The 19,649-nt window shown below is 40.4% G+C and carries 13 protein-coding genes and 3 tRNA genes; 3 read left to right on the top strand and 13 right to left on the bottom strand.

The features are described 5' to 3' along the window. Positions 1 to 205 precede the first annotated feature (205 nt). The 8 genes from QQK06_RS19030 to QQK06_RS19065 all read right to left on the bottom strand — a co-directional run bounded on the left by QQK06_RS19030 (position 206) and on the right by QQK06_RS19065 (position 7,886). Entirely contained in the window at positions 206 to 1,954 is a 1,749-nt protein-coding gene (locus QQK06_RS19030; protein ID WP_284246410.1) for a DUF3466 family protein, read from the bottom strand. 25 nt (positions 1,955 to 1,979) lie between these two features. After that, complete coding sequence (uup, locus tag QQK06_RS19035; protein WP_284246411.1) at positions 1,980 to 3,896, bottom strand: ATP-binding cassette ATPase Uup; 1,917 nt, start codon at positions 3,894 to 3,896, stop codon at positions 1,980 to 1,982. Further along, positions 3,896 to 4,126 carry a glutaredoxin family protein gene (locus QQK06_RS19040; protein ID WP_284246412.1) on the bottom strand — a complete coding sequence of 77 codons (231 nt, stop codon included), beginning with the start codon at positions 4,124 to 4,126 and terminating at the stop codon, positions 3,896 to 3,898. Before QQK06_RS19040 ends, uup begins: the two co-directional genes overlap by 1 nt. Positions 4,127 to 4,128: 2 nt before the next feature. After that, entirely contained in the window at positions 4,129 to 6,258 is a 2,130-nt protein-coding gene (gene rlmKL, locus QQK06_RS19045; RefSeq protein WP_284246413.1) for a bifunctional 23S rRNA (guanine(2069)-N(7))-methyltransferase RlmK/23S rRNA (guanine(2445)-N(2))-methyltransferase RlmL, read from the bottom strand. A 239-nt stretch (positions 6,259 to 6,497) separates the two neighbouring features. Beyond that, positions 6,498 to 6,574 (bottom strand) — tRNA-Met (locus tag QQK06_RS19050). 63 nt (positions 6,575 to 6,637) lie between these two features. Further along, positions 6,638 to 6,714: transfer RNA gene (locus QQK06_RS19055), tRNA-Met, on the bottom strand. 63 nt (positions 6,715 to 6,777) lie between these two features. Beyond that, positions 6,778 to 6,854 (bottom strand) — tRNA-Met (locus tag QQK06_RS19060). A 315-nt stretch (positions 6,855 to 7,169) separates the two neighbouring features. Next, positions 7,170 to 7,886 (bottom strand): FadR/GntR family transcriptional regulator, encoded by a 717-nt coding sequence (locus QQK06_RS19065; RefSeq protein WP_284246415.1) that lies wholly within the window; start codon positions 7,884 to 7,886, stop codon positions 7,170 to 7,172. A gap of 212 nt (positions 7,887 to 8,098) precedes the next feature. Between QQK06_RS19065 and lacZ the strand changes: the two genes are divergently transcribed. The 3 genes from lacZ to amaB all read left to right on the top strand — a co-directional run bounded on the left by lacZ (position 8,099) and on the right by amaB (position 15,257). Next, on the top strand, positions 8,099 to 11,293 hold the full coding sequence (gene lacZ / locus QQK06_RS19070) for a beta-galactosidase, LacZ type (protein WP_284246416.1): 3,195 nt from the start codon (positions 8,099 to 8,101) through the stop codon (positions 11,291 to 11,293). A gap of 26 nt (positions 11,294 to 11,319) precedes the next feature. Further along, positions 11,320 to 13,635, top strand: coding sequence for an aminotransferase class III-fold pyridoxal phosphate-dependent enzyme (locus QQK06_RS19075; RefSeq protein ID WP_284246417.1), 2,316 nt, complete (start codon positions 11,320 to 11,322; stop codon positions 13,633 to 13,635). An 89-nt stretch (positions 13,636 to 13,724) separates the two neighbouring features. Then, positions 13,725 to 15,257 carry an L-piperidine-6-carboxylate dehydrogenase gene (amaB, locus tag QQK06_RS19080; RefSeq protein ID WP_284246419.1) on the top strand — a complete coding sequence of 511 codons (1,533 nt, stop codon included), beginning with the start codon at positions 13,725 to 13,727 and terminating at the stop codon, positions 15,255 to 15,257. 132 nt (positions 15,258 to 15,389) lie between these two features. Here amaB and QQK06_RS19085 read toward each other — a convergent pair whose 3' ends face one another. From QQK06_RS19085 to nhaC, 5 genes are all read right to left on the bottom strand, one after another. Further along, on the bottom strand, positions 15,390 to 15,983 hold the full coding sequence (locus QQK06_RS19085; protein ID WP_284246421.1) for a phosphoglycerate mutase family protein: 594 nt from the start codon (positions 15,981 to 15,983) through the stop codon (positions 15,390 to 15,392). A gap of 104 nt (positions 15,984 to 16,087) precedes the next feature. Then, positions 16,088 to 16,408, bottom strand: coding sequence for a hypothetical protein (locus QQK06_RS19090; RefSeq protein WP_284246422.1), 321 nt, complete (start codon positions 16,406 to 16,408; stop codon positions 16,088 to 16,090). 99 nt (positions 16,409 to 16,507) lie between these two features. After that, positions 16,508 to 17,515, bottom strand: a complete 1,008-nt coding sequence (locus tag QQK06_RS19095; protein ID WP_284246423.1) for an alpha/beta hydrolase — start codon at positions 17,513 to 17,515, stop codon at positions 16,508 to 16,510. Positions 17,516 to 17,659: 144 nt separating this feature from the next. Continuing rightward, positions 17,660 to 17,872, bottom strand: coding sequence for a GDCCVxC domain-containing (seleno)protein (locus QQK06_RS19100; RefSeq protein WP_284246424.1), 213 nt, complete (start codon positions 17,870 to 17,872; stop codon positions 17,660 to 17,662). A 260-nt stretch (positions 17,873 to 18,132) separates the two neighbouring features. After that, entirely contained in the window at positions 18,133 to 19,641 is a 1,509-nt protein-coding gene (gene nhaC, locus QQK06_RS19105) for a Na+/H+ antiporter NhaC (RefSeq protein ID WP_284246425.1), read from the bottom strand. Between the last annotated feature and the right edge of the window lie 8 nt (positions 19,642 to 19,649).

Raw genomic sequence — 19,649 nt, forward strand, 5'->3', positions numbered from 1 at the left:
TCACTGGCAAAAATTGCATTTAAAACGGCCCCGACAAACTCGTTGGTAGTTCAACCTATATTGTCACTAACAACTATCTTTATCAGAAAGGCATAAATGATGATAATTAACTATTTAAGTATCTGCTTTAGGGCAAAATATAAAAAAGCCTGTTAAATATAACAGGCTTTTTATCTAGCTATTTGTAATGTTGAACGTTTTGCTGCTAGCGTCTAACGCGACGGGCAAAGCCAAATAACAATAATGCTAATGCACTAAAGCCACCAAAACTGGCACCTTTACGCTCAACTTTCTCTTCTACTTTAGAGCAGTCTTCGATTTCGCCAGCAATAGGTGAAAGTTTAACGGCTCTGATAACATCTTCAGTTAATGCTTCGCCTTCGCTATCATACATTAACTCGCCTTTAGCATCACGACGATGCTCTTTTATTACTGCCGTTGCTGATATTTCATTGTTTTCATTAATATCACGCGCTTCAATAACGGTATAATCTGAATTACAAGACAAAAAGCTGTTTAGATCAGAAAATGTATCCGTGGTGATGTCATATAAAAAACCATGAGTACGTCGAGGATTAGAAGTACTATCATTATGAGTTTCTACTTGTGCGTCACCGACAATAAAGCCATGTTCGTTGATCGCTCGTGCAGTACTTGCAGAACCAGTAAAGAACCCCTTAGGTAATACCATTTGGGGCTCTTCTTCATTAGTATCAACGTAATAAAATTTCGTCCGATATGAACCGTTACTAATGGTTGTTGCATGACCGACAGCTATACCCGCATCATTAATATCATAAGCACGCGATTCAAAGTATTTACCATGATCATCAGTAAAATCTTTAACCTCACCATCCTTAAATACCACGGCATAAGTACTGCTTCCCTCACGCGTACTAGGTTCAGTTTCAGTTTCATCAATCCAACCCGTTGAATAACCAACGGCAACGCCATGATTATTAATGGCTTGAGCGACACTGACAAGCTGGCGAGTATCGTCCGGATGTGGTGTCACTAAGTAACCTAGCGCTTCAGTAGTAACAACTCCTTCACCATCGATTACCCATTTAAATGCCTCAGTATTATAAATTTTATTGAGCATACGAATACGCTGGACACAAGCTTCAAATGGCTGGTTTTTCAAAATATCTGGATCTTTACAGCCACCGTCTTCATCTTCAATTAATTCAACGGCATCTTCATTAATTTCAGTACTGGCATAACCAACGGCAACGCCGTTATCGTTAATGTCTAATACCGCAGATTCTCCGCCATAGCTACTTTCAGCAGGCATGATTTGGATGATGGTTTCACCTCTGTCTGGCGATAAAAATCCTCGAGTGGTAAATTCATTAAGCCACAAAGTTACTTCATCGCCATCATCTTCGGTAAAGTCCATAGGTAAAAACGGCGCAGAACCATTACCATAAATCCAACCCTGATCGGTAACGCCATTGACATAATCAACGGTTGAACGAGTATAGGTTTCCGTACCATCAAAATACTGGTCGAATACAGTAAACTCAATCGACTCACCACCAAAGTTAGTTAGCGCAATAATGTCTCCATGCTTTTGATAATAAAGGCTGGTGCTTTGATTTTCCAAAAAGCGAATCGCCCAAGCTAAATCATTAGCAGTCGGGTTACCCGCTCTTAGCGCAGCTTCATCTTCGATATCTTCAAGTTCATGAACCAGTTCGTTCTGTACTTTAGCTAAACTAACGATTTGATCGAAATCATCTTCGTCTAAGTATTGAAACTGCACTGGGAAGTTGTAAACATCTGTGCCTGAAATAGCCATTTCACCAACATTATTTTCCTGTTGTGAATAGGTATACTTCAATTTTTCAGCCGCACCTTTATCAATTATTTTATACGTTGCTGCATTAGCTGCCGATAACATTAATGCACTACTAACACTGATCGTTAATACCGATTTTACAAAATTTTTCATTTAATTAGGTTACTCTTACTTCTTGCTATATTTCGTCTAACTCTTGCCACCTGGCATAAGCAACTTCGAGCTTGGACTCACTTTCTTCCAGCTGGTTCAATATTTTCTTGGTTATTTCAGCTTCTTGAGTAAAAAAGCTTGCATCATTTACCTGCTCTTGCAGTTCAGCGATAGTGTTTTCTAACTCATCTATCATTTCAGGTAGCATCTCAAGTTCGCGAGATTCTTTATAAGATAGTTTTTTCTTAACAACCTTATTCGCTACCTTCTTTTTCTGCTCATCACCTGAAGAAGCACTGACGGCTGGTTTAACACTTGCCGTCATGTTTTTACGTTGCAATTCTCGTGATGCTACATAGCTATCTACATCATCATAACCGCCAACTATCTGTGTTATATGACCACTGCCATCAAAATATAAGCAAGTATCAACACAATTATTAACGAAGTCACGATCGTGACTGACTAAAATAACGGTTCCTGCGTAATTTGCAACGACTTCTTCCAATAACTCTAAAGTTTCTATGTCCAAATCATTGGTTGGTTCATCCAGGATCAGTAGATTACTTGGTCGTAAAAACAAACGCGCCAATAGTAAACGATTCTTTTCGCCACCGGACAGCGCTCTTACCGGAGTTCTTGCTCGTTTAGGACTGAAAAGAAAATCTTGCAGATAGCCGAGGACATGTCGTGTCTTACCGTTTAAAGTAATATCTTGCTTACCATCAGCGACGGTATCTTGTACCGTTTTATTAGGATCGAGTGCTTCTCTGTGCTGATCAAAATAGGCAATATCAAGATTAACCCCCAGTCGCATTTTACCGGATGTTGGTTGCAACTGTTCCATTAATAGTTTGATCAGTGTTGACTTGCCAGTACCATTCGCACCGATTAACGCAATTCTGTCACCCCGGGTAATTAATAAATCCAAATCCTTTATGATCGTTTTATTATCAAACGCCATCGAGAGTTGTTCAGATTCAAAGACTAATTTTCCTGATCGGTCACCAGAAGATATTTTCATATCCCCCTGATGCCTAAGTTCTCGACGTTTTTGCCGCTCGACACGCAGTTTTTCTAATGCTCTCACTCGGCCTTCATTACGGGTACGGCGGGCTTTGATCCCCTGACGGATCCAGGTTTCTTCTTCCGCTAGCTTTTTATCAAATAAGGCATTTTGCGTTGCTTCAACCTGGAGATCATGCTGCTTTTGTTCAATATAAAGATCGTAATCACCTGGATAGCTGGTGAGTCTACCGCGATCTAAATCCAAAATGCGCGTTGATAATGCCCGAATAAACGCCCGGTCATGACTGATAAAAACAATTGTGCCGGTAAAGTTTTTCAAAAACTGCTCGAGCCAAAGTACACTTTTAATATCTAAATGGTTAGTTGGCTCATCTAGCAATAACACATCTGGCGCCGAGACTAAGGCTTTGGCAAGTGCTAATTTTCTTAACCAGCCACCGGATAAATCACTAACCAACTGTTCGGCGTTTAAAGATAACGTCGACAATACCTGCTCAATACGCTGTTCATCTTGCCAGGCATTGGCCTGCTCTAATGCCTGCTGATTAGTTGCCAATTTTGCCAAATTCTTTTCGCTCGGCTCTTCCGCAACTAGCGCAATTAGCTGATGATACTGCTTGATTAATTCAGCATTCTCTTTAACCCCTTGCGCAACAAAATCGAAAATGCTCATTTGACAAGATTGGGGAGGATCTTGTTCTAACATTGCAATTTGCGCGTCATTAGTAATTAATAGTTGACCATCATCCAACACTTGCTGGCCATTAAGCACTTTTAATAGCGATGACTTTCCTGCGCCATTACGGCCAACCAAACAGACTCGCTCTCCCTGTTTGATAGTTAAATCTGCTTTATCTAAAATGCTGTCTTCACCAAAGGCTAATTCGCCCTGAGTTATACGTATTACTTCCATTAACCCACTAACTCTTTAATTTCTACTAAGGAAAAAGGCCAAAACAACTGTCTATTATCTGACTGACGCTCAAGCACTGGAATATGCATACCGTAACGTTCAGCCAAGTGCTCATTATTAACGATATCTGTTACTGTTAAGCGTTCTTCAATACCTGCCTGACGGCAAAGTACTAGCGCTTGTTCACACAAATGACAACCTTCGCTGCTATATAAAGTAAACTGCGCCATTATTAACCCCGAGTAATTAACCAGCTGTTATGAATATGCTTATTACGGGCAAAATCTTTATCTCGAGTTTGCTCGCTTATATTTTTGGCTGTCAAACCAAGCGCTGCTAGCTGCTCATGGTCCATTTTAAAATTACGCTTATTATTTGTAAAAATAATTTCACCGCCTTGATTGAGTGAATTAACGGCATCGGTTAACACCTTGATATGATCCCGCTGAACATCAAAACTTTCATCCATGCGTTTGGAATTAGAAAATGTCGGCGGATCAATAAAAATCACGTCATAACCGGTTTTATTCTCCTTTAACCACTGCAAACAATCCGCTTGGATAAACTGATACTTGTGACCAGATAAATTATTGAGATCAAAATTATCCTGGGCCCAAGACAAGTAAGTCTTAGACATATCGACGGTAGTAACAGACGATGCACCATGCAGCGCTGCCTGCAACGAAACCGAACCTGTATAAGCAAATAAATTGAGTAGCGATCTGTTTTTAGCTTTTTGCGCTACTATTTGACGAGTTTTACGGTGATCCAAGAATAAACCGGTATCCAAATAATCCCATAGGTTTACTTTCAACTTAGCACCATATTCATTCACCGTAATTGCTTGACGGGTTTGTGCTACTTTTTGATATTGATTACTACCCTTTTGTTTGGCACGCGTTTTTAGTACCACTTTGTCTGTTGTTACATCTAACACTTTAGGGGCAAAATAAATCACCTCCTGCAAACGTTTTGCGACTTTTTCCGCTTCAATGGTCGCGGGAGCAGCATATTCCTGGATCACTAGATATTCATCATAGACATCGACAGCAACATTATATTCAGGAATATCAGCATCATAGATTCGATAACACTGGATTTGTTCTTTCTTAAGCCAACTTTTCAATAATTTTTTGTTCTTTTTCAGCCTATTGGCAAATGCAGAATCCTGCTCTGCAAAATCTGCGTTCGGATTAACCGCGTCTTTTGCTGTTTGTTTTTCATCAATATTATAAAGAGCAAGCTGACAATCAAGTGGACCATTTTTAAACTTATAACGCTTATAGCTTGAAAGTTTAAGCATTTTTAACAAGTCGGTATTGGCGGTTAATATCGCCACTCGCCAGCCAATAAATTGCGATTTTAATTTCTGTCCTAACAACACAAAACTTTCCACTAACTCAGGTAGCTCACCGATACGCTCACCATAAGGTGGATTAAATAAAATTGTGCCTGACTTACCGTAAACTGGAGTTATCTTATTAGCATCTTTACAAGAGAATTCGATAAATTGTTGAACACCTGCTGCCCTAGCGTTTTGCTGAGCGGTTTTTAAGACGCGGCTATCAATGTCTAAACCGAACACCTTGGCATTAAATGACGCTAATCCCTGATTGGATGCTGAAATAGCATCATCTAATTGTTGTTGCCAGCTGTCACTATCAAAACCTGACCAATGCTCAAAACCCCATTGCTGACGATCGATGCCAGGTGCATAGCCTGCGGCCATTGAAATAGCTTCAATTAAAATCGTGCCAGAGCCACACATAGGATCGACCAATGGTTTACTGGTATCGTCTAACCAACCTGAGCGTTTTACTAATGCCGCAGCCAAATTCTCTTTTAATGGCGCTGCACCAGAATGCTCTCGGTAGCCTCGTTGAAATAACCCACGACCGGAAAAATCAAGATAGAACTTAACTTCTTGTTTTAATAATCTTGCCTGAAAACGAATATCAGGTGCATTTTTATCAACCGAAGGCCGTGTTAACTCTTGCTCTCTAAAATGATCAACGACGGCATCTTTGACTGTTAATCCACCAAACTGACTATTGCGGATTTCATCACTCTTACCGACAAAATCTATTGCAAAGGTCAGTTGTTCTGCAAATAATTCAGACCAAGGAACCGTTAGCGCCGCTTGATAGAGTTCGTCTTTATTTTTTGCCGCGCCTTCACCTATCGCCAATAAAACACGGGTCGCAAAGCGTGTCCATAAACAAATATGATAAGCAGTGGCTAGTGAGGCAGAAAAATAGACCCCTTCTGGTTTTTGTACGACATTTTCAGCCCCCAATGCAGATACTTCTTCTGCAAGTAATATTTCAATACCAGGTGATGTAAGGGCTAAAAATTGCTGCATAATAGAATTCCAGAAAATAATAGAGCGCGATTATAAACAAAGACGCCTTTAACTTATAGCAATTGAATTAAATAATTGATCACTTAGCGAGAATTAACACTAATTGGTATTGTAATGCGTTTATTAGCAAGGTGAAATTAGATAGACTTTTGAAGGTTATTGACTACGATATATAGCTATTACTAAATAGCAATAATTATTTAAACAGGAATTATTTTTAAGGATTTTAATAAAAGAATTGGTTGCGGGAGCCAGATTTGAACTGACGACCTTCGGGTTATGAGCCCGACGAGCTACCAGGCTGCTCCATCCCGCGTCCGAATGACTTCTTAAGATACAAGAAGAAAGCCTCAATAGTTTTAATTCCTACTGAAAGAATTGGTTGCGGGAGCCAGATTTGAACTGACGACCTTCGGGTTATGAGCCCGACGAGCTACCAGGCTGCTCCATCCCGCGTCCGAATGACTTCTTAAGATACAAGAAGATAGCCTCAATAGTTTTAATTCCTATTGAAAGAATTGGTTGCGGGAGCCAGATTTGAACTGACGACCTTCGGGTTATGAGCCCGACGAGCTACCAGGCTGCTCCATCCCGCGTCCGAATGCCTCAAATGAGGTAAGCCAATAATGTTTTGATTCGATTATTAACGAAAGTTTTCGCTGTCCTGAAAACGAGGCGTATCTTAAGGATAGTTAGGGGAGATTGCAAGGCGTTTTACTAAGTTTTTTTCATTTTACGATTCGTCTGCTTATATGTTCAACAAATCGAGTTAAAAGCAAGCGAAAACGCTCAAAAATAATAGGCTTTTAATAGCCATTGCAAAATCCTGTACCGACGAAACATAAGGATAACCCTCTTATTATTAATAGGGTTTCTACTTTTGAGCATATGAAACGGATTGGATCAATTAGTTAGTGATTAATTTCACGTTGTTCTATTTGTTCGTCAATAAGTGCCAATGTCGCCTTTTGTGTCACCATTGCTGCGTCATACGCTTGCTGAGCTCGACCGTTTTTAACATGCTCAAAAATATCTACATGCGCCTGATACTCTTCAACTGTCACAGCTCGATGACGATTAGTAAATCGCAAATTAACTTTTAATGCTGTAGTAATAAAGCTTTTAAGCTGAATAAAAAATGGATTTTTACTAGCAGAAAGAATACTTTGATGAAAATCGATATCTGCTTCATGTGTATCATCCTGACCGTTCGTGGCATCTTTCATCCGCGTTAACGCATCGACTATTGCTTGTAAATCTTCTGGTTGGGCATATTGCGCCGCTAAAAATGCTGCTTCAGTTTCTATTGCTAATCGTAACTGTTGAAAACTACGCAACATATAAAGATCGGGTTTACCTAATAAAATCCAATTAAGCACATCAACATCAAACAAATTCCAATGTTTAGAGTCTAGCACCTTAATCCCTTGGCGAGGTCTAGAGCTAATTAGACCTTTAGCTGTTAACATTTTAACCGCTTCACGCGTTGCAGTTCGGCTGATATTAAAGCTAGTACATAGCTCAGCTTCCGACGGTAAACTATCACCTACTTTATAAGTACCTTGTAAAATCGTTTTGCCTAATTCATGCACGACTTGCTGAGTAAGATTGCGATGTGTTGAGTCCATATAGTATGTATTACATTAAAAAGAATATGATTTGTATGATAAATGACGATTGCAAAATAACCTAACAAATTTTCACACTACCAGCTAACCGCTAACTTTTGCTTAAAAATGTCAACGTCCAATGGGTTTGCTATTGAATAAGCAAATAATACTTGCCAAGCAAATTTTTATTTGTATTATAAATAGTATTGTATATATTTTTGAATGCGACGATGTTAAAGAAAATACTATTAATAAGCCTAGTAGCGAGCTCATTTACTACTATTGCCTCAGAATCTCCTAATAGAGAACCATGGCAAAACCATAAAGTATTTGCGATCAATAAACTTGCTCCCCATAGCAATCTCTTTCCTTTTGCTAATCCTATAGCCGCAATGGCAAACGATAAAAGCCAAAGTGCAAACTATCAGCTATTAAATGGTATGTGGAAATTTAACTGGCAAAGATCGCCTAAAAACAAACCGCTTGGTTTTGAGCAATCGAGTTTTGATGACAGCCAATGGCAACAAATACGCGTTCCTGGTAATTGGGAAGTAGAAGGCTATGGCTACCCTATTTATCTGGATGAAAGATTCCCTTTTACTAGCCAATGGCCTGACGTACCTACGGACTACAATCCTGTGGGATCGTATCGAAAGACCTTTATCATTGATAAAAACTGGCAAAATAAACAAGTGTTTTTACATGTCGGCGCAGCAAAATCCAGTTTAGATGTCTGGTTAAACGGAAAAAAAGTCGGATTCAGCCAAGGCTCTAAAACTCCTGCGGAATTTGACTTAACGCCTTATGTAGATCTAGGGAAAAACACTTTGGCCTTCCAACTAAGGCGCTGGAGCGATGCCAGTTATCTTGAAAGTCAAGACATGTTAAGAATTTCAGGCATTGAACGTGATGTCTACCTTTATGCTACACCAAAAAACCATATCTTTGATGTTCATGCTAAACCTGAGCTTAACGACGATCTGACACAAGGTCATTTTTCTGTTGATGTTCAGGTTAATAATTATCTGCAACATCAAGCAGTAACCGACGTAGAGTTCGAGCTACTCGACCCTCGCAACCATATGAAGGTAGTTGCTAGCGCTCAACGAAACGTTAAATTAATAGCAAATGATAGCGTGGAAATTAACTTTAGCAAAACAGTTAATCATCCTGCGTTATGGTCAGCAGAAACGCCCAATTTATATACTTTGTTAATTTCGCTGCGCAATAATAAAAACGAGATCATTGAAACCGTTCGCCACGACATAGGTTTTAGAAAAGTTGAAATCGTCAATGGTCAACTTCTAGTTAACAACAAAGCCATTACTATCCGTGGGGTTGATCGTCACGAAACCGACCCATTGCGCGGTCATGTCGTCGACAAAGCCAGCATGGAAAGAGATATTAAGCTAATGAAACAGTTTAATATTAATGCTGTGCGTTCAAGCCATTATCCTAATAATCCATACTGGTATGAGTTAACTGATAAATATGGCATGTATGTAATCGATGAAGCTAATATTGAATCTCACCCGTTAGCAATTAACGAAAACACCCAACTAGGTAATGAAATGAGCTGGCTACCTGCTCATTTAGATCGTACAAAACGTATGTTTGAGCGGGATAAAAACCATCCGTCAATTATTATCTGGTCATTAGGTAATGAAGCCGGCACGGGTAAAATATTTGAAACTACTTATAAATGGTTGAAGCAGCAGGACAATAGTCGCTTAGTACAATATGAACCGGCTAAATTAGCACCTTATACCGATATCTTCGCGCCTATGTATCCATCGATTGAACGTCTAGTCAAATATGCCGAATCTAACCCTGATCGTCCTGGTATTATGATTGAGTATGCCCACGCTATGGGTAATTCAGTTGGAAATTTAAAAGATTATTGGCAAGTCATTGAAAAATACGCCGTGTTGCAAGGCGGTTTTATCTGGGACTGGGCCGACCAGGCACTGCAATACACGAATGAAAATGGCGTTAAATACTGGGCCTATGGCAAAGACTTTCACCCTGAACTGCCAACGGACGGAAACTTTTTAAACAATGGTTTGATGACGGCAGATCGCCAGCCTCACCCCCACGCCTATGAAGTAAAAAAAATCTATCAGCCAATCCGCTTTTTTCAAAGCGACAATATACGTCAGTTTATCATAGAAAATCGCTATGACTTTATCGACCTGTCACGCTTTGACTTACATTGGCAAATAACAGCTGATGGTAAGAAAATTGCCCAAGGCAACCGTCCAATGCCCCATGTACAATCAGGTAAAAAGCAAGCAGTAACGCTGAATTTCCCTCAGTTGCCAAGTGCGGACAATAAGGAATACTTTGTCACGCTAACAGCAAAATTAAATCAAGATGACGGTTTATTAGCCGCAGGCCATGATATCGCATATCAGCAGTTTCAGTTACCTGTTAAATTACAAACAGCAGCGTTAAACGTTTCAAAAAATCACACGCTGGCCGTTAGTAACAATCAACAACAATTGATATTACAACACGGAGATAACCAGTATCAATTTGATAAAGCCTCTGGCTGGTTAACCAATATTAAGCGAGCAAATCATTCCTTGTTACTAGCACCAATGCAGGCAAATTTTTGGCGAGCACCAACGGATAATGATCTTGGCAATAAAATGCAACACTGGGCGGCAATTTGGCAACAAATGGCAGCGAATTTAACCTTAGCCGACTTTAGTTATAACGCTAATAACCACACTATTCATACGAAATACCTGAGCAACTTATTACCGGGAAGTTATAGCGTTAATTATCAGATAACCAGCCAAGGATACCTGCATGTTGATGCAACACTAACGTTAGATGAAGCAAATAAGCTCCCTAACCTGCCACGTTTTGGCATGCAGCTTACCATGCCTCAATCTTATGATCTCATTTCCTGGTTTGGCCGAGGGCCTTTTGAAAACTATGCCGATAGAAAAACATCGGCAAACGTTGATTTATACAAAATGCCAGTAGTTGAACAAATTCATCACTATGTCAGGCCACAAGAAAACGCCAATAAAACTGATGTCAGATGGGCAGCATTAACTGATAAGCAAGACGTTGGTCTACTCGCTGTTGGCGATCAATTACTCAATACCAGCGCCTGGCCATATTTACAACGTGATATCGATTTTATTGCTGGTAAAGATGGCGAACAATCGGCATCAGGCCTGATCCCTGTAACGACTAAGCACAGTATTGATGTTCCACAACGAAATCTGGTGACTTTTAATATCGACCATAAACAAATGGGAGTTGGCGGTGACACTTCCTGGGGACGTTTGGTACACCCACAATATACTATTCCTGCAAAAACCATGAGTTACAGCTTTACACTAGTACCAGTAAGTCAGAGTCAAATGCCTTTAGCACAAGTGGCTCGTACTGTAGCAACGCACAGATAAATCCGATTAAGTATTAAGGAACATATATGGCTAATTCACATCATTTTTCCGAACAACAAATAGCGGATTTACTTTGCCAGAATTATCAACTTATGGGTGAACTAACAGCATTGCCAGGTTATTGCGATCAAAACTTTATTTTAACTACAGCAGAGAAAAAACAGTACATCGTTAAAATTGCTCATCATCAGGAAACGAACGACTCATTAGCAATGCAAAATGCCGCAATGAAGCACCTATATGCCAAAGGCAGCCTGGTACCTGATGTTATTAATAATCACCAAGGCGAAAGTATTACTGAAATTAAGGTGCCTGAGCAGCAAAACTACTACTTAAGAGTATTAAGTTACCTGCACGGTCATTTTCTTGCTCATTGTAATAACCAACATATTAGCGAGCACTTATGGCACAATTTTGGGTGTTTTCTTGGTGATATTGATCAAAAACTGGCAGACTTTACTCATCCTGGTGCCTATCGTTATCTTGAATGGGATTTAGCTCAGGGCTATCAGGTATGTATGAGTAAAAAGCAGTTACTCAATGCTCAGCAACTCGTCTTAGTTGATAAATTTCTGTTGTTATACCAAACACAAACAGCACCGGTATTGGCTCAGTTGCCAACAGGTGTGATCCACAATGATGCTAACGATCATAATGTCTTAGTTAATAATCTAGACGCTCCGGATAAAATAGCCGGGCTCATCGATTTTGGTGATATGGTGTACAGTCAGGTTATCAATGAACTAGCTATCGCATGCGCCTATGCGTTAATGCATAGTACAGACATATTAAAAACACTGAAAACTATCGTTGGTGGCTATCATCAGGTCAAGCCATTAAGCGATAGTGAAATCGACGTTTTATTTTCACTGGTTGCATTAAGACTATGTACAACTGTTTGTAATGCCGCACTGGCAATCACAAAAGAGCCAGATAACGAATATTTATCTATTTCAGTAGAACCTGCTTGGCGAGTATTAAATCAGTTCGATAAGCTCAATGTTTTTTCCGTGCAATGCCAACTAAAGCAGATATGTCAAAAGCCTGTAGATAATGGTCAAAGCAAACGCGATATTATTGATTTTCGACAAAAACATCTGGGTAAAACCTTAAGTCTGGCCTATCAGCAGCCATTAAAAATTATTCGCGGACAAGGCGCCTACCTTTATGATGAGCAAGGTACTCCCTACCTTGATATGGTCAATAATGTCTGCCATGTCGGTCATTGTCATCCTAAAGTCGTTGCAGCTGGACAACAGCAAATGGCGCTATTAAATACCAATACCCGCTACCTGCATGACAATATTGTTCAATACAGTAAGAAGTTACTGGCAACCATGCCGGAAAAATTATCGGTATGTATGTTCGTTAACTCCGGCAGTGAAGCCAATGAACTGGCATTTCGCCTGGCGAAAAACTACACAAGTTCAAATAACTTACTAACGGTTGACGGCGCCTACCATGGCAATACCAATGCCTGTATCGAAGCAAGCCCGTATAAATTCGATGGCCCAGGTGGTCAAGGTGCAGCAAAACATGTTCACAAGGTAACCCTGCCAGACCCTTATCGAGGAAAATATCAGGGTGATAATACCGCTACGCAATATGCTGAGGATGTGAATGAGGTTATTAACAATATTCAGTGTAAAAGCGAAAAAGTAGGTGCTTTTATTTGTGAATCTATTCAAGGTGTTGCTGGACAAATCATTATGCCGCCGGGCTATTTACACGCGGTTTATCAGTCAGTACGTGATGCTGGTGGCGTCTGTATTGCCGATGAGGTGCAAGTAGGTTTTGGCCGTGTTGGACACCATATGTGGGCTTTTGAAACGCAGGATGTGGTTCCCGATATCGTCACTTTAGGTAAACCTATTGGTAATGGTCACCCAATGGCCGCTGTCATAACAACAGAAGAGATTGCCAATGCTTTTGTCAATGGCATGGAATATTTTAATACCTTTGGTGGTAATCCTGTTTCCTGTGCTATCGGCATGGCAGTACTGGATGTTATCGAGCAGGAGCAGCTACAACAAAATGCACTCACAGTCGGTAATTATTTACTCGACCAATTACAGAATTTACAGCAACGTTACCCAATCATAGGTGATGTTCGAGGCATAGGGTTGTTTATCGGTATCGAACTAGTAAATGACAGGCTCACTAAAGAACCTGCAACCCATATCACTGCGCAACTAGTAGAGTTTGCCAAAGCGCATCATATTTTATTAAGCACGGAAGGCCGCTATTACAACATTTTAAAAATCAAACCTCCGCTGGTATTTAACCGAGATGATGCAGATAAGTTTTTAACCGTTCTAGAACTAGGTTTACAGCAACTTTAACCTGAAAACTAATATTACCCAGATACTTAGCGGCTTGTAGTTTAGCTACAGGCTCGCCTAGTGTTCACACTAATAAACTTGAGGAAATTATGGAATTTTTATCTTCTTTAGCTATAGAAGCGAACAACTTTGGCACTTCTACCGGCACACAATGGCGTCAAACAACCGAACAAGGAGCATTTGAAATTAGTTCGCCTGTTGATGGCAAGCACATAGCCAATGTTTACAAAGCAAGTAGTGAAGACTACCAACATGTGATTATCACGGCAAAACAGGCGTTTTTAATTTGGCGTAAATTGACCGCACCACATCGTGGTGACATTGTCCGACAAATCGGTAACCAACTGCGGGAAAACAAACAAGCGCTTGGCGAATTGGTATCCTATGAAATGGGGAAATCGCTACAAGAAGGCTTAGGTGAAGTACAGGAAATGATCGATATCTGCGACTTTGCCGTTGGCCTGTCTCGTCAGCTTAACGGCTCCACCTTACATTCAGAGCGCCCTTTCCATCGCATGTACGATCAATATCATCCGTTAGGCGTTGTTGGTGTTATTTCTGCTTTTAACTTTCCGGTTGCCGTTTGGTCATGGAATGCGATGATCGCGGCAATATGCGGCAATGTTACCGTGTGGAAACCATCCGAAAAAACGCCATTAACAGCAATTGCCTGTCAACATATCATTAAACAGGTATTAATTGATAATCAATTACCTGAAGGGATATTTTCCTTGATTATCGGAGAGCCGGAGCTTATCGGTGAAGACATGCTTGAAGACCGCAACCTGCCACTGGTTTCAGTGACTGGTTCCACCCGTGTTGGCCGTCACGCAGGACAAAAAATCGCCGCTCGCTTTGGCAAAAGCATTCTTGAGCTTGGTGGTAATAACGCGATTATTTTAACGCCTGAAGCTGATTTAAAACTGGCGGTACCTGGGATTGTTTTCGGAGCTGTCGGTACCGCAGGACAACGCTGTACCTCAACTCGCCGTGTCATCGTACATGAATCTATTTACGACCAGGTTAAATCCATCCTGATTAAGGCATATCAAGGATTACGTATCGGTTCCCCATTGGATGAAAATAATCACGTTGGACCGTTGATCGACCAAGGCGCAGTTCAGGCGTTTAGCCATGCGATTAAATCCGTCACCAATGAAGGCGGTAACTTACTTTGTGGTGGTGATGTTTTATCAGGCGAAAACTATCAATCCGGCTGTTATGTACAACCGGCAATCGTTGAAGCAGAAAATCACTATCAAACGGTACAACATGAAACCTTTGCACCAATTTTATATTTAATTAAATACCAGGGCGGCGTTGAACAGGCGATAGCGATACAAAATGACGTATTACAAGGCTTATCCTCAGCGATTTTCTCTAACAATATGCGTGAGTGCGAAATTTTCTTATCACATTGGGGCTCAGATTGCGGTATCGCCAATGTCAATATCGGTACCTCTGGAGCGGAAATTGGCGGAGCCTTTGGTGGTGAAAAAGAAACCGGTGGCGGCAGAGAGTCAGGGTCAGATGCATGGAAAGCCTATATGCGTCGTCAAACTAATACCATAAACTTTTCAACAGAACTTCCTCTGGCGCAAGGAATTAAGTTTGATTTATAAGTTGATATGTCGCGTGAACCTATATTAATAACTTCACGCACTTCCCTTGGCCTGATTATTATCAGGCCTTTTTTATGTTTTTTAGAGTAAAAAGAAAATAGCTCAAAATGCAGTTAATCATGGTGAGGCGAATCAGCTTGAATTGTTTGTTATGTTTATAAGCTCCGTTTGGCCCCAAAACCCTTTACTCGCAAATTTTACAGTCCAACCACGTCGCCTCAACTCTTTAGCAATAAGTCGATTCGATATTCCATGTCCAAATATAGCAACGTCTTTATACTCAAAAGCTTTAGCAATAATAAGGTCCACAGCTGTAATAATACGCTTACGACCAACTTTATAAGACTCACTATTAGCCGATATTCTTAGAAGCCAACACAACCTAGCAATTACTAACCAAGTGTTAACTGTCATCGAAAACGGTAACTTTAGTCTAGGAATATCCATTTCTCTCAAGTCACCTAACACCACATTTGCTCCTTTTCCCAAACAGATTTCCGCAGAGTGGATAGAACGATTCAGGTCACTAGAAAATGTATAGCTGTTGTGGAATTTTTCTTGTAGTTCTTGAGGCGGAAGACTGTCTGAGCAAACAAGTGAACGATTATAGGCGCGAACCCATTTTGCAAAACCAACAGCCGTTACCCGAGGGTTTGAACTAGCTATCGGCTTACCATGTCTAACTAATGTGATTCTCACCGAACTTCCTTTTTCGTTGATAAACATAACGCCCTCGTTAACAGGCAAAATAAGTTGGCTAGAATAAGCGACGAAGGAGCAAAAGCCAACTGTATTTTGTCCATATAAAGCGGCTTGTTAGAGTTTTAATACTACATGTGAGCATAATGCCAATTTAGCACCGTATATAAACATAAAATGAAAGTAACTAAAAACGCAAAAATATTTAATTGAGTTGCTTTGAGGAATGACTTGTCAAAGATAGTTGAAAATATACCCAATAACATAATGGTTTCTACTAACGCTAGTAAAGAAAAAATAGCTATATAAGCAAGCCCTTGAAGCAAACCTTCTCCTTTACTACATCCGTATGGAGATGTGGAGCAATCAGTTATATTTATATATGTAAGCAGTAAAAATATTAACTGATTTACAATGGCAATACGAAAGCAGATATTTACATTAGCTCCCATGCAAAATTACACTCCATAACTCTAGAAAACTCTAACACCCTAATAATGGGCAAAAAATTGTTGGCTAAAATGTGTAGCGAAGCAGAACCGAGCCAACTGTTACGAGCCCGTCTTTAAGGCCTTGTTATAAATACTTACGCTCGGTTGGTTAGAAACAATACCCACAGTTTCAATAATCTTGCTTATAACCACCTCAGGAGCATCACCAGGAATGTTATGAGTGGCGCCTTTTACAACAATATGCTCTGAATTGTGAGAAAGCTGAACGATACTCTTTTGCATTTCAGCCCACTTATCTCCGACGCTGTAGAAACGAGGTGCTGCTTTGTAGGCTTCTCTGTCATGGCTCATTACCACCATTTTTAAGTTACCGAAATCATAATTGAAGTCTTCTAAGGGCGTGAAGAAGCCTCCTTCGTTTCGGTAAGCTGACATCACACGCGCGTATCGAAAACTGGAAAAGTACTGATCTAGTCGTTGAGCCAATGAAGAGTCATATTTCTTAAAGAGATTCTTGATATCTGATATCCCCAGAATAGGATCAGCGTAATGCCAAACTTGCATATGCGTGGCGATAGGGGAGAAGGTTCCGCGTAATATTTCATGTTGATTCTCGTGCGCTGAATCTAACAATATTAGTGCTGCCAAATTACTGTTGGCTCTTGCGGCAGTGTGTCTTGCGATAATTCCGCCGTATGACCGTGCAACTATAATGACCGGGTTATCACCCGCAACATGTTGAATAAGAGACGCTTGAAGTTGAGCCTTTTGGTTCGTCGTAAAATCCGTTGGAATGTTGTCACTGCCGCCATGACCTAATCGGTCGTAATAACATGACGTGAATGTCCTTGGTAATTGTTCAGAAATTGATGACCAAACCTCTTCCGAGTCATCGCCATAACCAGATTCAAAAAAAACATAGGGGTTTCCGCTTCCTTTACAGACATACCTCACTTGTTTGCCTTCAAATGAGAAATAATCGCCTGAAAGATGAATAGGCTGATGAACAAAAAACGCAATAGCACGCAACAATAAATAAATACTAAATATTATTAACATTGCTAAAGTTAGCTTGTTCGAGAAAAAACGTTGATAAGTCGAAGACATATTAATCCCTTAATGTATTTACGCACAGTTTCTGAAAGTATTTATTACGCCCTCGTTAACAGGCAAAATAAGTTGGCTAGAATAAGCGACGAAGGAGCAAAAGCCAACTATATTTTGTCCTTGTTTAACAGCTTGTTATGTGAATTAACTACAACAAGCTCCGTTCTCTTGTGTTGGTGGACACTTAACTGAACCAAAAGAACAATAAACGCAGCAGTCGCCAGTTAATGGCTTTAATAGTTTATGACAAGATGCGCACTCATAATAATATTGGCATGCATCCGTAGGCATAACTTCTTTTTTCTTAGCTCCGCACTCTGGACAAGTGATAATTGACTCTAGAATTACATTGCTCATCAAGGTTCCCAACACTTCGAAATTACACTATTCACATAACGCCTAAAACGGCGACTAAGCATGGTTTGCTATACTGCGCGAAGCGCAAGCAAACTAATGCGTGTCCGCTGATTTTACTTGTATGCCTAACAATTTAATAGTGCGCAAATTGCTCATTTCCCTAAATACAGAGGAGGTCCTTTGTGTCTGAATACAAAAAGCATTCAATTTTAGTAAACTTGTCATAATCATTCTTAAGCTACAACAAGTTCCATAGCTTATTAGCCTTTATTCGCTAATGCAGATGATTCAGCTAGATCATCCACTTGCTGATTGATAGCAATAGATTGATCTTTGTTGCCAAGATGCTTAATTTTATACCCCAGTATCGCTCCTGTGATCCCAACCAGCGGTGACAACCAGTTAAAAAAGCAATAAAAGATAAAATCTAATGGATTGATCATCAGCACCGATTGCATATAAGCACCACAGGTATTCCACGGAATGAGTACTGAAGTTACCGTGCCACCGTCTTCCAGCGCGCGAGAAAGGTTCTCAGGTGCTAATCCTTTATCCTGATAATGTTGTTTAAACATTCTACCCGGAATAACAAGTGCAATATATTGATCGGCGGCGATACAGTTCACCCCTAATGCCGTCATGATGGTGGTAATAATTAAACTGCTAATTTTGTTTGATATTGCTAATAGTTTATCGACAACAACCGCCAATAAGCCAACGGTTTCCATAATGGCGCCAAAGGTCATTGCCGTTATGATCAGCCAGATGGTATTGAGCATTGACCCCATACCGCCACCACTAAGTAAATCATTAAAAACCGCATCTTGGGTATTTAAGCTAAAGCCCTGATACATTACCTGCCAAACCACGGTAATATTGGCACTTAGCGCTAATAATTCATTATCAGCAATCGATAAGATTAATGGCTGCTGAAATACAACCGCAAATCCCCCACCTACCAGAGCACCTATACCGATTGCCGGAAAAGCGGGTACTTTTTTCATAGCCAAAAACAAGGTTAGCGCTAGTGGCAATAACAAATACCAGGCAATAGTAAATTCATTAGTGAGGGTTTGTAATAATAAAGGGATCCGCTGATCGGCAACAGTGACACTTTCATTAATCCCCAGTAAGTAAAATATCACTAAGGTAATAGAAAATGTCGGTACTGTTCCCCACAGCATATTTTTAATATGAGTAAACAATGGCGCGCCGGCTACTGCCGCCGATAAATTAGTGGTATCGGATAACGGCGATAATTTATCACCAAAATAAGCACCACTGATAATTGCGCCTGCTGTTATCGCAGGGCTGGCGTTTAGCCCGTTGGCTACGCCCATTAATGCTACGCCAATAGTTGCCGCTACCGTCCAGCTGCTACCGATACAGATGGCAACTAAAGCACAAATTATTGCGCAACTGACGTAAAACAAATCAGGGCTTAACAATTGAAGACCAAAATAAATCATCGTGGGTACAGTGCCGGATAATAGCCAGGCGCCGATTAATGAGCCAACCGCTAATAAAATTAAAATAGCGCCTAAAGTGACGCTGATCCCTTTGACTATGCCCTGCTCCAGCTGTTCTCGCTGGTAGCCATTTTTTAACCCTATCAAGGTCGCAACACCAGCACTAATTAATAAGGCGACCTGATTGGGACCAGAAGAAGAATCGTTGCCAAAGTAATACACGGAAAGAAATAACAGCAGTAACATGGTGAAGATGGGTATCAATGCATCTGTTAAGGAAGGTTTTTTATGATCAGACATACAACTAT

The sequence above is a fragment of the Thalassotalea insulae genome (genome assembly GCF_030161395.1).
In the GTDB taxonomy this organism is placed as follows: domain Bacteria; phylum Pseudomonadota; class Gammaproteobacteria; order Enterobacterales; family Alteromonadaceae; genus Thalassotalea_E; species Thalassotalea_E insulae.

Coding starts and splice junctions, on each gene's coding strand:
- QQK06_RS19030 (WP_284246410.1), bottom strand. CDS start 1,954: ATGAAAAATTTTGTAAAATCGGTATTAACGATCAGTGTTAGTAGTGCA.
- uup (WP_284246411.1), bottom strand. CDS start 3,896: ATGGAAGTAATACGTATAACTCAGGGCGAATTAGCCTTTGGTGAAGAC.
- QQK06_RS19040 (WP_284246412.1), bottom strand. CDS start 4,126: ATGGCGCAGTTTACTTTATATAGCAGCGAAGGTTGTCATTTGTGTGAA.
- rlmKL (WP_284246413.1), bottom strand. CDS start 6,258: ATGCAGCAATTTTTAGCCCTTACATCACCTGGTATTGAAATATTACTT.
- QQK06_RS19065 (WP_284246415.1), bottom strand. CDS start 7,886: ATGGACTCAACACATCGCAATCTTACTCAGCAAGTCGTGCATGAATTA.
- lacZ (WP_284246416.1), top strand. CDS start 8,099: ATGTTAAAGAAAATACTATTAATAAGCCTAGTAGCGAGCTCATTTACT.
- QQK06_RS19075 (WP_284246417.1), top strand. CDS start 11,320: ATGGCTAATTCACATCATTTTTCCGAACAACAAATAGCGGATTTACTT.
- amaB (WP_284246419.1), top strand. CDS start 13,725: ATGGAATTTTTATCTTCTTTAGCTATAGAAGCGAACAACTTTGGCACT.
- QQK06_RS19085 (WP_284246421.1), bottom strand. CDS start 15,983: ATGTTTATCAACGAAAAAGGAAGTTCGGTGAGAATCACATTAGTTAGA.
- QQK06_RS19090 (WP_284246422.1), bottom strand. CDS start 16,408: ATGGGAGCTAATGTAAATATCTGCTTTCGTATTGCCATTGTAAATCAG.
- QQK06_RS19095 (WP_284246423.1), bottom strand. CDS start 17,515: ATGTCTTCGACTTATCAACGTTTTTTCTCGAACAAGCTAACTTTAGCA.
- QQK06_RS19100 (WP_284246424.1), bottom strand. CDS start 17,872: ATGAGCAATGTAATTCTAGAGTCAATTATCACTTGTCCAGAGTGCGGA.
- nhaC (WP_284246425.1), bottom strand. CDS start 19,641: ATGTCTGATCATAAAAAACCTTCCTTAACAGATGCATTGATACCCATC.